Genomic DNA, 15,916 nt, shown 5'->3' with positions numbered 1-15,916 from the left:
ATCAGGATGTGGTTACCCAGTTCGTTTTTTCCTCAATGGGTTTTCGTTTACCGGGTGCAGATGGTACCGCAACATGACCGATATAAAAGAAGCCGAGCAGTTTGTCATTTTCTGCAAGCCCGAAAAAGGATTTGGCATTTTCCAGGTAGGTGATCCCGCCTGTTGTCCAGTAACCGCCCAGTCCGTATGCGGCCACAGAAAGGTAAATATTCTGTACAGCACAGGCAACCGCTTCAATGTCCTCGATCTCGGGTATGTTCTTCTTTGTTGACCGCCTCATTCCGATGGCAATGATATGCGATGCCTTTAATGGTTGCTGCTGCAGTTTGATGTATTTTTTTTCATTGAAGGAATCACCCGCCGCCTGCCTGTACAGGCTGCTTTGATAATCCGCCAGCGCCTGTAACCCATCGCCGCTGAAAACGGTGAAATGCCAGGGTTCTTCCTGGCCGTGGTTGGGTGCCCAGGTGGCATTGATGAGTACCTGTTTTATAATTTCGTCACCCACTTTTTTGCCCTGTTCAAACTGGTCGGGAAAACAGAGCGCCGGCTGCGGATCAGTTCATTGAGTGATTCAGGAGACATATAGTTTGAGATTATGTAAAGCAAATTTCGTTGAATGGAACAGGAACCTGTTTTGATATCCGAAATTTTTTCAGCGCCGGGGCCGGGATGAGGTTCACGATCTCAATTATCCGCATCGGGCTGAGTGGTTGTTCCGGTTGGTGGGACACCAACCAGGGTGGAAGGGATCCTATTTCACCTCTTCCCACAAATGCCTCACCAGTCCATCCACCAGCCCGATCTTGGGTACGTACATTTCGTTGGCGCCGGCCCAGCGCATAGCATTGATGTAAATGAGGAGGGCGGGTATGATCACGTCGGCACGGTCGGGCCGCAGGCTGTAAAGCCGCATCCGTTCTTCCAGTGTTACGCTGCCCAGTTCTTTGTGATAGTCTCTTAAAAGTTCGAGGCTAAGGGGCTTGCCTTCTTTTCGTTTGCTCAGCGAAAATACTTTGTTGATGTTGCCGCCGCTGCCGATGGCCATCACTTCCTTTTGTCCTTTGGTAACGGTCTTGATTATTTCCTTCATCACTTCCCAGGTCTTTTCATTCACCGCATCCTGCAGTAGCCGTATGGTGCCGATGTTGAATGATTCTTTGAAATTCAGCCTTCCGTTGCTGAAAAAGAGAGCTCGGTGCTGCCGCCGCCCACATCAATATACATGTAGCTGTGGTCCTTGTCGAGGGTTTCGGCAATATGGTTCTCAAAAACGATCCCGGCTTCTTTATCGCCGCTGATGACCTCAATGGAAATATCGGTTTCTAATTTTACTTTCCGGATGATGTCATCGGAATTTTTTGCATCCCGCATGGCGCTGGTGGCGCAGGCGATCACGTGCTTTACTTCGTAGGCATTCATCAGGTGCTTGAAAGCCTTCATCGTCTGCAGCATCATGCCGGTCTTTGGTTTGGAGATCACGCCGTATTCAAATACATCAAATCCCAGGCGGAGGGGAACCCTTACCAAATTGAGTTTATTGAAAACAGCCTCATTCTTTCCTTCGGTGATCACCTCGGTTATCAGGAGCCGGGCGGCATTACTTCCTATATCGATGGCGGCGAGTCTCAATGTCGGTAATCGTTTAAGTCGTTAAAATCGTTTCAATCGTTTCAATCGCTGAAACGATTAATGGTCAGGTGTACGGCAACGAATTTACGGATTAACCCTTAAACGATTTAAACGTATTAAACGTGCCAGCGTTATTGTGCTTTGCGATAAAGATAATTGTACGTCTCCACCTGGCTGCGGATCTTTTTGGTGTTGCGGGGATTTACATACTGGTTGCTGAGTTCGTTGTCCAGTATCCGTGCCTTGATGTTATCCTTCAGTTGTATCTGCAGGATGTCTTTCAGTTCTTCCTGGATACTTTTTTCAAAGATGGGGCAGGTAACTTCCACCCGGTGGTCGATATTCCGTACCATCCAGTCGGCGGAGGAGATGAAGGTCCTTTCTTTTCCCCCGTTGTGGAATATCATCACCCTGGCATGCTCCAGGTATTCATCCACAATGCTGATGGCCTGGATGGGGACCTTGAATTTTCTGTTCTCGGTAAGCATGCAGAAAATGCCGCGGATGATCAGCTTGATCTCCACGCCTGCTTTTGCGGCCTCATATAATTTACCAATGAGCATTTCATCGCTGAGTGAGTTGAGTTTAAGGATGATGGATGCAGTTTTTTTTTCTTTGGCTGCTTTTATTTCCTTGTTGATGAACTGGAGCATTTGCGTACGCATGTCGGTCGGGCTTACAATAAGGGTATTGCATTCGAACAATAACTGGATCCTGTTCTTAGGCTGCTCCAGGTAATTAAAGATACGGTTAACATCGGCCATGATGTTACGGTCGGATGTAAGGAGGCAGGTATCTCCGTAAACCTTTGCTGTCTTCTCATTCAGGTTCCCGGTACTTACAAACCCATAATGAATGGTGCGGTTGTTGATCTTCTTTTTTATCAGGCAAAGTTTGGCGTGTATTTTCATGTGGGGTACCCCCAATAGGACCTTTGCACCCGCTTCTTCCAGTTCTTCTTTCCACTCCAGGTTTGCTTCTTCGTCAAAACGGGCACGCAGTTCCAATACCACCGTCACCATTTTGCCGTTGCGTACGGCATTGGTAAGTGTATTGATGATCTTTGACCGGTCGGCCAGGCGGTAACAGGTTATTTTTATGCTCGTTACGTCCGGGTCAATGGCGGCCTCCCTCAACAGATCTATAACACTGTCGAAGGAATGATACGGAAGGTTTAAAAGCACATCTTTTTTCAGTATGACCTTGTTTACACTGGTTACATTTTTTAATGCCGGGTGAATAAAGGGTTTTTTCCGAAGGTTTTTCTGGCTGAAAACAGATTCCGGGAAATTCATAAAATCCACGAAGTTGTGGATGCGTCCGCCGGGTATCAGGTTGTCCTTTTGCTGCAATCCCATTCTTCTTACCAGGTAGGTAAGCAGTGCCGGGTCGATCGCTTTATCGAAAACAAACCTTACGGGTTTGCCTTTTTTACGGTTCTTTAATCCCTTTTGTATCTTTTGAATGAGGGAAGTAGATACATCATTGTCTATATCGATCTCGGCATCACGGGTCACTTTAATGATGTGGGAAGAAAAAGTATCATATCCAAAAAAAGAAAAGATATGGGGCAGACAGAAACGAATGATGTCTTCGAGCAGGATGATGTGTTTTTCGGCTGTTTTTGAAGGCAGTATGATAAATCTTGGCAACCGTCTTGTGGGTACCGATACCAACGCAAATTTCTGGGGGATGCTCTTATCTTTCTTGGATAGCTTGCATGCCAGGTAAATGGAACGGTCATTCAGTACGGGAAAATCCTGGATGCTTTCGATCATCAGGGGGATGACATTGCTGCGTATCTCTTCGTTGAAGTAGTCCAGTACAAACCGTTGCTGTGTCCTGTTCAGCTGGGTTTCATTGACAAGCAGGATCTTATCTTTCCGGAGTTCCCTTAATATCTCATTCCATATGCGTTCAAATTCCCTTTGCTGTTCAATTACTATTTCCTGGATCTCTTCGAGTATGGCTTCCGGGGCAATTTCAAGATGCATCCGCGATTTACTGCCAAACTCGATCATACGTTTCAGTGTGGCCACCCGTACCCGGAAGAATTCATCCAGGTTGTTGGAAAAGATACCCAGGAAGCGGATGCGTTCCCGCAACGGAACCGTGTCATCGGCTGCTTCCTGTAACACCCTTGCATTAAAGGAAAGCCAGCTCAGGTCCCGGAATATGATCTTTCTTTTCTGCAAGCTTGTTTACTGGTTAGTGAAACGAAATTAAAGGCATGTAAATGAACAACACTTTAAATGCGTATTAAATTTCTGTGAAGTTTATTGATACGCTATTTGGTATCCCTCATCTTCTGAATGATGGACGTGGTGGAAAATCCTTCCAGTATGGGAACGATCTTCACTTCACCGCCATTGGCCATCACTTCGTTGGCACCCACGACCTGGCCGATGGTATAATCCCCGCCTTTCACCAATACATCGGGCAATACGGCTGAAATCAGATTCAGCGGCGTGTCCTCCTCAAAAAGGATGATGGCATCTGTCATCACCAGTGACGCCAGTATCAGGGCCCTTGAATTTTCACTGTTCACCGGCCGGCTTTCTCCCTTTAATCTTTTCACCGAAGCATCGGTATTCACGCCAACGATCAGTACATGGCCGTACGAAGCGGCTTCACTCAATGAAGCAATATGCCCTTCGTGCAGGATATCAAACACCCCGTTGGTGAACACGATCTTTTTGTTGTGCAGCCGCCAGCGCCTTACCTGGTGCATCAGGTCATCAAGGTTAAATATCTTGTTGGGTATGCTGCTTACTGATCTCATTCTTTGTTTTGTTTATGTAAGGCAAAATTAACAAACATAAAAAACCCACCACGAGTACGATCAGGAACTGTGCCGACCATTGCAGCCAGCCGTTTGCCGTACCATAGCTTTCGGGTATGCTGTACAGCTTCATGGCTTCCATTAAAAATACCGGGTACAGGCCGATGCCGCCGGGTGTAACGATCGTGGCAACCGTACCAAATGCCAGTACGGGGAATGCCGAAAGGACCGGGAGGCCGCTGGTTTCTGCAATGGCAAAAAAACCAAGATAGGTCCCGCCGAGGTAACAGCCCCATATAAAAAAACTGTGCAGGATGAAACGGCCTTTGTTCTTCACGTTCTTCAGGGTAAGTAACCCTTCAATGATGCCCTTGACAATGCCTCTGATTTTCTGAATGGGTTTGCTGCCGGGGTATTTTCTCACCAGGTATTTTAAGATGATGAAGAAGCCGGTGATGATAAAGATCACCAGTGCCAGTTTGAACAGGGTGGTACCGGTATCTTTTGAAAGGATGTACCGTTTAAAGATATTAATGGCATATTCGCCCACCACGTCGGCCTGCGTAAGCAGCGAGATAACGATGATGATAAAGAACGATACAAGGTCAACGGCCCTTTCAACAAGGATGGTACCTACCAGTTTATCTGCGGGTACTTTTTCATATTTGCCCAGGATGGTGCATTTTAAGACCTCGCCCAGTCGGGGAAAGGCAAAGTTTGCCAGGTAGCCGATCATCACCGCACAGAAGGTATTGCTTATTTTAGGATTATAGCCCATTGACCTCATCAATATCTTCCAGCGGATGGCCCGGCTGAGATGGCTGGCGATCAGGATAAAAAAAACCGGGATGAGCAGGTAATAGTTTGCCGTTTTTAAAGCCATGATGAATTCTGCGTAATCCTTGTCGGATAGTTTGTGAATGCTCCACCATACCAGGAAGATACCGGCACCCAGGAAAATGACATACTGCAAAATGGCGAATAACGGTTTACGCATAATCGGTGACAAATTACGAAGGAATGGCTTTGAAAAATTTCTGCAGATAAATTTAATACTAGGTTACCACACAGGTATACGGTCAAAGCAGCATATTATCGATGAGCCGTACATCACCCATGAAGGCGGCACATAAGGCAACCAGTTTCGTTCTCCCATCCCAGTGGTCTTTCAGTTCCAGGGTTTCTGCATCGGCGATCTCCACGTAATCTGTCCGGAAGCCGGCCTTATTCAAATGCCGGGCCGCATCATTCTTTAATTCCACCAGGTTGCCGGGCTTTACTTCGTTCTTGATGTGTGAAAGGGTTTTGAATATTTCCACGGCCTTTGCCCGGGCCGTTTCATTAAGCCGCATGTTGCGGCTGCTCATGGCAAGCCCGTCTGCTTCCCGGAGGGTGGGGCAGATGATGACGGTTGTTTTGAGCCCTTTCCCTTCCATCATCTTTTTTAGTACCATGCATTGCTGAAAATCTTTCTGGCCAAGATACAAGAAGTCGGCAGGTATGATGCTCAGTAAGCGGTGTACCACCTGGCATACTCCCTGGAAATGACCGGGACGGTATTTTCCTTCCAGTACGGTTTCTAAGTAGCCAAGTTCATAGGGGGCTTTGTTCATTAATCCATCCGGGTACATTTCGTCAACCGATGGAAGGAACAATACATCGCATCCGGCATTTTCCAACTGGTCAATGTCTTTTTCAATGGTGGAAGGATAGTTTTGAAAGTCTTTAACATCGTTGAACTGGGTAGGGTTTACAAAAATGCTGCTTATCACCAGGTTGCCGGAACTTTTTGCAGTTCCGATCAGCGAGATATGGCCCTGGTGCAAGGCACCCATGGTAGGCACAAAGCCCGTTTTTCTGCCTTTTTCACTTGCCTGGTGCAGGAATCTGCCAATATCGGCTGCTTTCTTAAAAACGATCATTGTCTGGTTAATTAGGCTTCAAATGCTTGTTCAATCTCAATTTCCCAAAAAAATACAGTACTTTTGCACTCCCTTTAAACTAAATACTGCAACAAACTAAGTACAAATGTCAACAAAGAAAAGGATTTTATTTATTGCCAACGAGATGTCGCCCTACCTGGAGTTGACAGATTTTGCGGAAATAGTGAACAAGCTGGCAATAAAGGCGAATGACAGCGGTATGGAAGTTCGTTGTATTATGCCCCGGTTTGGTGTGATCAATGAAAGGAGGCACCGGTTGCATGAGGTTGTCCGCTTATCGGGCATCAATGTCACCATCGATAATGACGATTATCCCCTGGTCATTAAAGTGGCCTCACTGCCCAATGCCCGGTTGCAGATCTACTTTTTGGACAACGAGGATTTCTTCAAAAGAAAATCCATTTTTCATGATGAAAAGGAGAGCTGGTTCGAGGACAACGGGCTGCGTACGGTCTTGTTCTGCAAAGGGGCACTGGAAACTGTAAAAAAATTCGGATGGCCGCCCGACATCATCCATTGCAGCGGCTGGATGACGGGACTGATCCCGATGTTCATTAAGAATGCGTATAAGAAGGAACCTGTTTTCAGCAACAGCAAGATCGTTTATACCATCGGCCAGCAGACATTTAAAGAAAAACTGGGTGCCGATTTCCTGAAGCTGGCAACTATAAACGACCACATCACAAAAAAGAACTGGAACCCTTTAAAGATGCCAACAACCTGGCCATGTTCAGGGGAGGGGCTACGTATGCAGACGCCATCACATTTGGCGCTGATAAAGTGGATAAAAAACTGGTTGAGCAGTTTTCAAAAGTGAAAGGCAAGAAAGTGATCAGGTACGATGCAGAAAGTGATTTAACAGACTATTTACAATTGTATACCGACCTTGCCAAATAGAAAAACTAACACAGATTTCATTTAATCAGTATGGTGCAAAAACGTATTCTATTCATTGCGCTCACAGCAGCGGTTCTTATATCTTTCTTAAACTGGAACTGTACAAAGTTTGACACCACCCGGATCGGCAGCGACCTTTTACCGGCGGTTGATAATGTCAACACATTCGATACCATTCTCACGGTCAATTCCACCCAGGGCGTATTCCTGGACTCCACCTATATTTTCCGTACAGAAGACTATGCATTGGGCAGCATCACGTTCGATCCGTTATTTGGCACCACCACAGCAAATTCATTCATGCAACTGAAGCCGCCCTTTTTCCCTTACTATATCGGTGATGTAAAAGACACACTAAATGGTTTTGGCGCCGGGCTTGATTCCATTGTACTTTGCCTGAAGTATAAAGGTTTCTGGGGCGACAGTACCCTGCCCATTCACCTGGAAGTGAAAGAAGTGAACGAACCCTATTTCAGGGATTCTGTGTATAAGGACAATCCAACCAATTATCAACCGGTATATGGTGGTCCCACACTTGGTACCGCCGATATCGACGTTCGCAAACTGGGCAATTATGTAAAATTCACCAACCGGAGAGATTCGGTCAACTACCAGGTAAGAATAAAACTTGACCAGAACTGGGCACTGCAGTTATATAACCGCGACAGCACCCAGGCAAACAGCATCAACAATGCCTTTTATTCAGATTCCCTGTATAAGCGTTTTTATAATGGCCTTGCCGTTCTGGCAAGCAATGGAAACGGGCTGATGTATGTTAACCTGGCAGATACCGCTACCAAACTGGAAATACACTATCGGAGGAAGAACAATGGAAAGCTGGATACGGTATATACTTCATTGCGGTTCAACAGCAACCTGATCGGGACCTATCCTCCTTCCAACTCCGTTTGTAATATTGTAAGGAACCGGTCTGGATACCCCGTTATGACACCGTTGGCAGGAGAGCACTATCTTCAGACCGCTCCCGGCACGTATGTCAATCTCAGCATACCGGGTTTGCCTGGTTTATCAAACCGCATCGTTCACCGGGCGGAGCTGATCGTAGAACAAATACCAACCGACCCGATGCTTGATGAAAAACTTTCGGTGCCCAATTTCCTGTATTTAGACCTCCGGGATTCAACCGTGGATCCAAAGTGGAAACCGGTTTATTTTGACCTGAACACCACTACGATCTATGACCCCGATTACAGGACCCCTATATTATTCCCTTATTTCCCGGGAACCATCGACTTTAATTATTTTGGCGGATTTAAACGAACCAAATACGACCCCTTTGGGATGCAGATCAGTCATTATAATTTCAATATCTCCCGGTATATACAGCGACTGGTAACCCAGCACACGCCCAATTACGGCATGCGGCTGTATGCGCCTTATAACCTGCATTATGGACAGTATTCAACTTCGTCGTACATCCCCTTCAGCAACAATATTGCTTATGGAAGGGTGCGGATCGGAAGCGGAAGCAACCCCAATTATAAACTGAGGCTACGGATCATTTATTCAAAGCTTTAAACAATACACAGTATGTGAATTAATAAAGTCTGCAGAATGCCCTGCAGACTTTGTTGTTTAACCGGCACAACCTTATCTTTGCCATCTTAAAAAAATAACATGCCATATTTATTTACTTCCGAGTCTGTCAGCGAAGGACACCCCGATAAAGTTGCAGACCAGATCAGTGATGCATTGATTGATAACTTTTTAGCCTTTGACCCCAACAGCAAAGTAGCCTGCGAAACGCTGGTTACCACCGGCCAGGTCATTCTGGCCGGCGAGGTGAAGAGCAAGGCATACCTGGATGTGCAGGAGATCGCCCGTAAAGTGATCCGCCAGATCGGCTACACCGTGAGCGATTATATGTTTGAAGCAAATTCATGCGGCATCTTATCAGCGATCCATGAGCAGTCATCCGACATCAACCAGGGTGTTGACCGTAAGAAAAAAGAAGAACAGGGCGCCGGCGACCAGGGAATGATGTTTGGCTATGCCACCAACGAAACCGATAACTACATGCCGCTGGCACTGGACCTGGCCCATTTTATTTTGATTGAAATGGCTGCCATACGCAGGGAGAACAAGCAGATAAAATACCTTCGCCCGGATGCAAAAAGCCAGGTTACCCTGGAATATGATGACAACAACAGGCCCGTGCGGATCGATGCCATTGTCATTTCAACGCAGCACGATGATTTTGATTCCGATGATAAAATGCTGGCTAAGATCAAGAAGGACATCATCAATATTGTGATACCAAGGGTAAAAGCAAAGTATCCAAAATACAATCATCTTTTTAATAACAAGATAAAATACCACATCAACCCAACCGGTAAGTTTGTGATCGGTGGCCCGCACGGAGATACCGGTCTGACCGGCCGTAAGATCATTGTGGATACGTATGGCGGTAAAGGTGCACACGGCGGTGGCGCTTTCAGTGGTAAGGACCCCAGCAAGGTTGACCGCAGCGCTGCCTATGCAACACGCCATATCGCAAAGAACCTGGTAGCTGCCGGTTTATGCGATGAAGTGCTTGTACAGGTTTCTTATGCCATTGGGGTGGCACAGCCTACTGCGATCAACGTAGTAACGTACGGCACTTCTAAAGTAAAAATGAGCGACGGGGAAATTGCTGAAAAAGTGATGCAGATGCCCTGCTTCGACATGCGCCCGTACTTTATTGAAAAACGCTTAAAACTGCGTAACCCCATGTACAGCGAAACAGCAGCCTACGGCCACATGGGACGTACCAATAAGATCGTTGAAAAAACATTCACTTCCCCCGACGGCAAGACCATTAAAAAGAAAGTGGAATTATTCACCTGGGAGAAACTGGATGCCGTGAAGGATGTAAAGAAAGTATTCGGATTAAAATAGACTAATTGCTTACACCCAGACCCTCTCCGTACAGAGAGGGTTTTTTATTTGATTTAAACCTACATTTGAACCGTGAAAAATTTCCGCCAGCAACATCACCGGCCCAAAAAAAGTTCGCTCCTTGTGGGCCGCAAAGCCGTTATGGAAGCCATGCAGACCGGCAAGCACCTGGAGCGCATATACCTGCAAAGCACGGTGCATGGAGAAGGGATTGATGAAATAAAAAAACTGGCAGAACATACCCAGACCCCCATCAATAAAGTGCCGGTTGAGAAGCTGAACAATTTTAATGTAAGCAACCACGAAGGTTGTGTGGCCCTGATCGCCAAAGTGCAGTACCAGGACCTGCAGGATGTCATTTCATTCGTGGTGGATAAAGGGGAAACGCCGTTGTTTTTGATACTGGACGGCGTAACAGATATCCGGAACATCGGCGGCATCGCAAGAAGCGCCTGGTGTTTTGGCGTGCATGCCATCATCATACCCGATAAAGGAGTAGGTGCGCTGAATGAAGATGCCGTGCTTACATCGGCCGGGGCATTGGAAAAGATTGCCGTTTGCCGTGTTAACAGCCTGATGAAGGCCGTGGATGACCTGCACATGAACGGCATCAGGGTTTTTGCCAGTGAGATGAAGGCAGCCAGGAAAGTCTTTGAACTGGATATGAAGGAACCCTGCGCCATCGTAATGGGCGGGGAGGAAAAAGGGATCTACCCGGCGCTGTTAAAAATATGTGATGAGAAGTTCCGGATCCCGATGACGGGTGATTTTGATTCACTGAATGTATCGGTGGCCGCGGGTATCATCCTGTATGAGACAATGAAACAAAGAGGGTAGGCCTGCTCATCTTTTTGTGAACCGGACCCGGTACGCAAAAGATAACCTGAAGTATAAATTATCATTCACGGCTGCATCAATTTTTGACACCTTTTTTTCTCCTGTTCGTATCTTCCGGAATAAGGAATGACCGCCCTCCATATTCAGTACAAGGTTCTTGCTTAGGTACGTATCCAGGTAAAATCCCAACTGGTTCTCGTCAATGCGCCAGTAGCCGGTTTTCTTCCCATACGAATTTGTGATGGCCCTGAAGCAGGCTCCGTAATAAAATGATCGTTTATCTTGTGTTCATAGGTAAGGTTGCCGGGCAATACTCCAAACAGGTTGCTCCGGCTGTTTATTTTCCAGTCGATACCGGCCAGCGGCATTACAAATACGCCAAATAATTCATTGTTGACATAGGTGCCCAGTTTCCAGGTAAGGTTCTCGTTTCGCTTATAGTTCACAATAAAGGCTCCCCCGATCTGCATACCCGTTTTGTTACTGATGCTGCTGTCATTCATCCGGGCGATCACACTGAGCAAAACTCCCCACCGGGAACCGGGGATGGATTTTATTAAAGAGACCGGCAGCGCAATACCGGAATAACGCTGTTGGGTATTGCTGTTTATTTTTGACCACCACTTTTCAAAATACGGGCTGAAGATGATGGCATCTTTCCTGTTCTTAAACTGTACAGGCAGGTTTGTGCCCAGGCTGAAATACTGAAGTACAACATCATTCCCGGTTTTATTCAGCAGGCCCGTGTTGGGGCTGTTGCTGTATTTAATGTTTATGATATCGACAAAGGGCTGTGCAGAAATAACACCGGGCTTAAGTAAAAATGACACCGTCATCAATAAGCACAATGAAATTGTTCCTGATCGTAACATTACAGGAACCGTTGGTTTCGTAAAGAATAGTCTCATGCATTTTAGTTTTGCGGAAGGTCCACAGATTGCAGATGCATTTTGATCTTTTTCTGAACAATGGGTTGTTGTGATGCTGGTTGTTCCGGTTCTGTTTTTGGAACAGCCCGTAACTTTCTCATCTGGTAATTGGTGAGCATTTTTTTAATGAAACCAGGCAAGAGCTTATTGAACAGCAGGAAGGCCTGGTTTACCCGACCGGGGATGATCTCTTCTTTTTTCTTAAGTAATCCATCTATGGCGATCCGGGCAACGTCTTCGGGATTCATGAAGGACTGCCGCCCGATCCAGTTACACGATCTGATGACCATAATGACCGATGCATTGGTTTTCATTCCGCCCGGGCAAACCACGCTCACATGTACATTATCGGCCTGCAATTCCCTCCGCAGGCTTTTGGAGAAGAAATAAATAAAGGATTTGGTTGCGCCATACACCTGCTTTTTGGCAAGGAAAAAGAAACTGCTGAGGCTTCCTACATTTAAGATATACGATGGGCCGTTCTGTTTCAGTGTATCCAGGAACAGGTGTGTGAGTAAGGTGGTGGCCACGGCATTCAGCTTTATCTGTTTTTGATAAAAATCAATGCTTCCTTCACTGAACATCATCGTACTTCCTACGCCGGCATTATTGATGAGCATATTGACCGGCAGCCTGCGTTCTTCCACCTGTTTAAATACCGAGATGCAATTCTCTTCCACCGTAAGGTCTTTTTCAATGATCACCACATCCACCTGGAAATTGCGTTTAATGAATCCGGCCAGGGAATGTAATTCAGGACCGGGCAGGGCCACCAGCACCAGGTTCATTTTCCTGGATGCGCATTCAAGCGCCAGGGCTTTTCCAAACCCTTCGCTGGCTCCGGTGATCAGGCAATAGTTACTGTTAGGCATGATGGTTGTTTTTTAAGAATTGAATGGTTTGCTGAAGCCCTTCTTCAATAGGGGTTAGGCGGTATCCCAAATGCTGTATGGCCTTCTCACTGGTAAAGGTCTTGTTGCAGAAGATCGTACGTATTGACTTATTGGTTACAAACGGTTCTTTATTGGTCAGTTTAAATTGTACCCATTGCATTGCTCCCCATACCTGTACAAAAAACTGCGGGGTCTGTATGATCCTGGCCTTTGTTCCGGAAAGGGACCGGATCTTCTGAAACAGGTCTGTATACGAGATGTTTTCGCCCCCCAATATATATTTCTCCCCGGAAGTGCCGTTGGACATGGCCAGAAGGTGCCCTTCCACCACGTCGTTGATGTAACAATAATTCGTGGCCAGTTCACCCGGCCTGGGGATAAGTGCAGGCATTCCCTTTATGAATTTATTTATCACGGTATTAACACTGAAAGGATGCGTTTCGATGCCGGGCCCATACACTTTGGAAAGAGCAACGATCACTGAAAATAATCCTTTTTGCGCAAATTCCTTAACCACGTTCTCCGCCAGGAATTTTGTGAACTCATAATCATTGTCAAAAGAAACAATGCGTGGGTCGTTCTCACTCATGGGCGTTCCCAGTGACGGGCCGATCACACCACAACTGCTGGTGAATAAGAATTTTTCAACCCCGTTTTCGAGTGCTTCCGACAATACATTCTTTGTCCCTTCCACATTTACCTTTTCAAAAAGGGATCTTTCTTTGGCGAAGATCTTTACAAGCGCTGCCGTATGATATACCTGTTCGCAACCCCGGATCGCAGCGTTAATGGATTGCCTGTCGGTTATATCGCCGGCAAATACACGGATATTCTCATGCACCGGAATATTGGCTGAAGCCGTATTTCTTACCAATACATGTACCTGGTCTCCACGTTCCGCAAGTTTTTTTGCGAGGTTGTGGCCAACATAACCGGTAGCTCCTGTGACTAAAATTTTCATTTGGTGGGTTTTAACTGGGAAAAAAAACGGGTAACCGGGGGTATCTCATAAAACATCGAAAGGGTAATGTGTAACACGATGGCTGGCCATACCGCATGAATGCTGATGCAAAGAGCGCCCAGGATGATCCCGAAAGGCAGGCAGCCCCACATCTCCCTTCTGTCGTGAAATACATGTATCAGAACGGTAAGTCCCGTTGAGATCAGGATGGCCGGGTATATGCCAAGGCTGCTGTTGAGGTCAAAAAGTAAAATGCCCCTGAAAAAAAATTCGTATGAAGCCAGGAATAATATCCTCACCGGGAAATAAAGGTTTACGAATTTACCGGTAAGGAGGTTGCTGTTTTGGTAACGGAGATGTACCTGGCGGCCAGACCGGTTACCGGCCAGGGCTATCAATACAAACACAACCGAAAAGGAGACCAGCCAGTACATATCCGGGAATTCAGCACCGGTTAAAAGGGGGATGGCTGTTTGTGTAAAAAGGAATAGTGGAACCAGCCCCAGCCAGAAGATACCCGCAATATGTGCCCCCAGCAATTTAACGGAACTGGATGCCGGTTCACCGTCTGAATTGAATAAGCGGTTACTTTTTTCCCGTATGCTTATCCAGGCAGCCAGGAATGCCATTCCGAAACAAAGTGTAAAAACCAGTAAAGTGACCGTACTGTTCATCAATTAAGGATTAAGAATGATCTCTGCCGAATAAAATGTATGCTCTATTTTTACTTTGGTGCAAATGCCTTTACTGTAGTAAAAGCAATTGCTGTTCCCGTTCGGGAACCGGATCCTGTACCCCCCGTCTGTTGTTTTTTCTATGGCTGCATAGCATTGTTGTTTATCGCAATACACTTTCGTTAAAGACACCGGCTCCCGGAAGTACAGACTCAGGAGATTGAAACTGACATCACTGCCGATGTTTAATTTTGCTGACTCATTGTCTTCAATTACTTCATACCCATTGCCGGTAAACCGGGTTTGTTTGTTCACATTTACTTTACCGTTCGATTTATGATACTGGCTTGAATATACAAGTTTCCCGTTTAAAAAATAAGCAGACTCAAAAACGTATGCGGTAAGCTGTATGAGGATACGGAATTTTATATCCGAATTCAGGAACATCTTGCAGTAATTGCCTTCACAGGTCTTCTCCAGTTTCATCCACCCGATCTCGCTGCCGTTACGGACCACTTTATAGTTCAGGGTCTGGCTTTTACAGTCTGCCGGGAAACTGCTGAGGATCAAAAGAACCAGGGAAACCAAAAGGGCCATGGCAATTCCCCTGCGTTCAGGCAGGATGGAGCCCGGGATCCGGTCAACCCCTTCCGGTTTCCCGGTCCGGCCGTTTTCGATATGGAACTGCATGGATGCCATGTACATAATTTTCGTTTCTGTTGACGGATCTTACCGCCTTAAAGTAAATCTTTTTTTACACGTAAATGGATGACCACCATCACGTTAATACTTGATACAACTCATCATGAAGTTAACCAAAACAAGTGAAAAATAAAACGATTATCCCGGATAGTTGTATCGATTTTCAAGAAATGCTTTTAAAAGTGAGCAGGGTATCATTTCCCGACAGGGATCGATAATGTAAGTCCAACGATATTCTTTTCTGCCTTGCCGGGAATGCCAAAAGAGGTCTTCTGACTGGATAATGAAGCCCTGGCCTTTGTTTTATTCACGTGCGCCAGAACCATCAATGGAATACTGGCTATCCCGGTGGCAGCACTCAGCACGAATAAGGTTCGGATCGTTCTATCCCTTCCTTCATAATCAGTATAATTATCATTGCTGGCAACAAGTAAACCTGACAGCCCAAGAACAAGACCAGCGCCGAGCAGAGAAAGGCCGGTGATTCGCAGGGTCCTGCTCTTGCGGTTGTAATAATCGTAATCTTTTATTGGGGTGTTTCTGAAAGCAGGGTATTGATTCCTTATGTATGTGTTTCCCCGTAATACTGCATTCAGTTGTACGGGAGATTTGGTTTTGGTCAGCAGCAGATCATTTTGCTGTGCTTCAGTTACTGCATGAACTGATAGGACTAAAACAAATAATAGAATGTTTTTTTTCATGATTTTAGTTTTATTTTTTTTTCAAATCAATACCCAATTCCGTTTTCATGTGATATGATAAACCACA

General features: G+C 46.0%; 13 protein-coding genes and 3 pseudogenes. 4 read left to right on the top strand and 12 right to left on the bottom strand.

Annotated elements, in window-relative coordinates; all coding sequences use genetic code 11:
* Position 1: 1 nt before the first annotated feature.
* From IPJ02_02930 to IPJ02_02905, 6 genes and pseudogenes are all read right to left on the bottom strand, one after another.
* Positions 2-585, bottom strand: a pseudogene (locus IPJ02_02930) (nitroreductase).
* Between the two features lie 169 nt (positions 586-754).
* Positions 755-1,632, bottom strand: a pseudogene (locus IPJ02_02925) (exopolyphosphatase).
* Positions 1,633-1,763: 131 nt separating this feature from the next.
* On the bottom strand, positions 1,764-3,827 hold the full coding sequence (gene ppk1 / locus IPJ02_02920) for a polyphosphate kinase 1 (protein ID MBK7374540.1): 2,064 nt from the start codon (positions 3,825-3,827) through the stop codon (positions 1,764-1,766).
* Positions 3,828-3,919: 92 nt separating this feature from the next.
* Entirely contained in the window at positions 3,920-4,414 is a 495-nt protein-coding gene (gene rfaE2 / locus IPJ02_02915) for a D-glycero-beta-D-manno-heptose 1-phosphate adenylyltransferase (GenBank protein MBK7374539.1), read from the bottom strand.
* Entirely contained in the window at positions 4,377-5,411 is a 1,035-nt protein-coding gene (locus IPJ02_02910; protein MBK7374538.1) for a flippase-like domain-containing protein, read from the bottom strand. The genes rfaE2 and IPJ02_02910 overlap by 38 nt, the downstream gene beginning before the upstream one ends.
* An 82-nt stretch (positions 5,412-5,493) precedes the next feature.
* Positions 5,494-6,336: a pantoate--beta-alanine ligase gene (locus tag IPJ02_02905; GenBank protein ID MBK7374537.1), complete on the bottom strand. Its 843-nt coding sequence runs from the start codon at positions 6,334-6,336 to the stop codon at positions 5,494-5,496.
* Between the two features lie 106 nt (positions 6,337-6,442).
* Here IPJ02_02905 and IPJ02_02900 point away from each other — a divergent pair.
* The 4 genes and pseudogenes from IPJ02_02900 (at position 6,443) to rlmB (ending at position 10,989) form a co-directional block, all read left to right on the top strand.
* Positions 6,443-7,254, top strand: a pseudogene (locus tag IPJ02_02900) (glycogen/starch synthase).
* Positions 7,255-7,284: 30 nt separating this feature from the next.
* The gene (locus tag IPJ02_02895) at positions 7,285-8,793 is read left to right on the top strand and encodes a DUF4270 family protein (GenBank protein MBK7374536.1); all 1,509 of its coding nucleotides are present in this window, start codon (positions 7,285-7,287) and stop codon (positions 8,791-8,793) included.
* A 99-nt stretch (positions 8,794-8,892) separates the two neighbouring features.
* Entirely contained in the window at positions 8,893-10,152 is a 1,260-nt protein-coding gene (locus tag IPJ02_02890; GenBank protein MBK7374535.1) for a methionine adenosyltransferase, read from the top strand.
* Positions 10,153-10,224: 72 nt separating this feature from the next.
* On the top strand, positions 10,225-10,989 hold the full coding sequence (gene rlmB, locus IPJ02_02885) for a 23S rRNA (guanosine(2251)-2'-O)-methyltransferase RlmB (GenBank protein ID MBK7374534.1): 765 nt from the start codon (positions 10,225-10,227) through the stop codon (positions 10,987-10,989).
* 161 nt (positions 10,990-11,150) lie between these two features.
* On the opposite strand, the gene IPJ02_02880 is transcribed toward rlmB, so the two are convergent.
* The 6 genes from IPJ02_02880 to IPJ02_02855 all read right to left on the bottom strand — a co-directional run bounded on the left by IPJ02_02880 (position 11,151) and on the right by IPJ02_02855 (position 15,849).
* Complete coding sequence (locus IPJ02_02880) at positions 11,151-11,897, bottom strand: hypothetical protein (protein MBK7374533.1); 747 nt, start codon at positions 11,895-11,897, stop codon at positions 11,151-11,153.
* Positions 11,898-11,902: 5 nt separating this feature from the next.
* Positions 11,903-12,790 (bottom strand): SDR family NAD(P)-dependent oxidoreductase, encoded by an 888-nt coding sequence (locus IPJ02_02875; protein MBK7374532.1) that lies wholly within the window; start codon positions 12,788-12,790, stop codon positions 11,903-11,905.
* Positions 12,783-13,772, bottom strand: a complete 990-nt coding sequence (locus IPJ02_02870) for an SDR family NAD(P)-dependent oxidoreductase (GenBank protein MBK7374531.1) — start codon at positions 13,770-13,772, stop codon at positions 12,783-12,785. Before IPJ02_02870 ends, IPJ02_02875 begins: the two co-directional genes overlap by 8 nt.
* Positions 13,769-14,446, bottom strand: a complete 678-nt coding sequence (locus IPJ02_02865) for a CPBP family intramembrane metalloprotease (GenBank protein MBK7374530.1) — start codon at positions 14,444-14,446, stop codon at positions 13,769-13,771. The genes IPJ02_02870 and IPJ02_02865 overlap by 4 nt, the downstream gene beginning before the upstream one ends.
* 3 nt (positions 14,447-14,449) lie before the next feature.
* Positions 14,450-15,145, bottom strand: coding sequence for a hypothetical protein (locus IPJ02_02860; protein ID MBK7374529.1), 696 nt, complete (start codon positions 15,143-15,145; stop codon positions 14,450-14,452).
* Between the two features lie 197 nt (positions 15,146-15,342).
* A complete protein-coding gene (locus IPJ02_02855; GenBank protein MBK7374528.1) occupies positions 15,343-15,849 on the bottom strand; it encodes a hypothetical protein in 507 nt (168 codons plus the stop codon).
* Between the last annotated feature and the right edge of the window lie 67 nt (positions 15,850-15,916).

Source organism: Chitinophagaceae bacterium (genome assembly GCA_016710165.1).
Taxonomy (GTDB): domain Bacteria; phylum Bacteroidota; class Bacteroidia; order Chitinophagales; family Chitinophagaceae; genus Ferruginibacter.
This window is presented reverse-complemented; position numbering and strand designations above follow the sequence as displayed.

What these genes read in the sequence shown, in the direction of transcription:
- rfaE2 (MBK7374539.1), bottom strand. Translation starts at nt 4,414, where the DNA reads ATGAGATCAGTAAGCAGCATACCCAACAAGATATTTAACCTTGATGAC.
- IPJ02_02910 (MBK7374538.1), bottom strand. Translation starts at nt 5,411, where the DNA reads ATGCGTAAACCGTTATTCGCCATTTTGCAGTATGTCATTTTCCTGGGT.
- IPJ02_02905 (MBK7374537.1), bottom strand. Translation starts at nt 6,336, where the DNA reads ATGATCGTTTTTAAGAAAGCAGCCGATATTGGCAGATTCCTGCACCAG.
- IPJ02_02895 (MBK7374536.1), top strand. Translation starts at nt 7,285, where the DNA reads ATGGTGCAAAAACGTATTCTATTCATTGCGCTCACAGCAGCGGTTCTT.
- IPJ02_02890 (MBK7374535.1), top strand. Translation starts at nt 8,893, where the DNA reads ATGCCATATTTATTTACTTCCGAGTCTGTCAGCGAAGGACACCCCGAT.
- IPJ02_02880 (MBK7374533.1), bottom strand. Translation starts at nt 11,897, where the DNA reads ATGAGACTATTCTTTACGAAACCAACGGTTCCTGTAATGTTACGATCA.
- IPJ02_02875 (MBK7374532.1), bottom strand. Translation starts at nt 12,790, where the DNA reads ATGCCTAACAGTAACTATTGCCTGATCACCGGAGCCAGCGAAGGGTTT.
- IPJ02_02870 (MBK7374531.1), bottom strand. Translation starts at nt 13,772, where the DNA reads ATGAAAATTTTAGTCACAGGAGCTACCGGTTATGTTGGCCACAACCTC.
- IPJ02_02865 (MBK7374530.1), bottom strand. Translation starts at nt 14,446, where the DNA reads ATGAACAGTACGGTCACTTTACTGGTTTTTACACTTTGTTTCGGAATG.
- IPJ02_02860 (MBK7374529.1), bottom strand. Translation starts at nt 15,145, where the DNA reads ATGGCATCCATGCAGTTCCATATCGAAAACGGCCGGACCGGGAAACCG.
- IPJ02_02855 (MBK7374528.1), bottom strand. Translation starts at nt 15,849, where the DNA reads ATGAAAAAAAACATTCTATTATTTGTTTTAGTCCTATCAGTTCATGCA.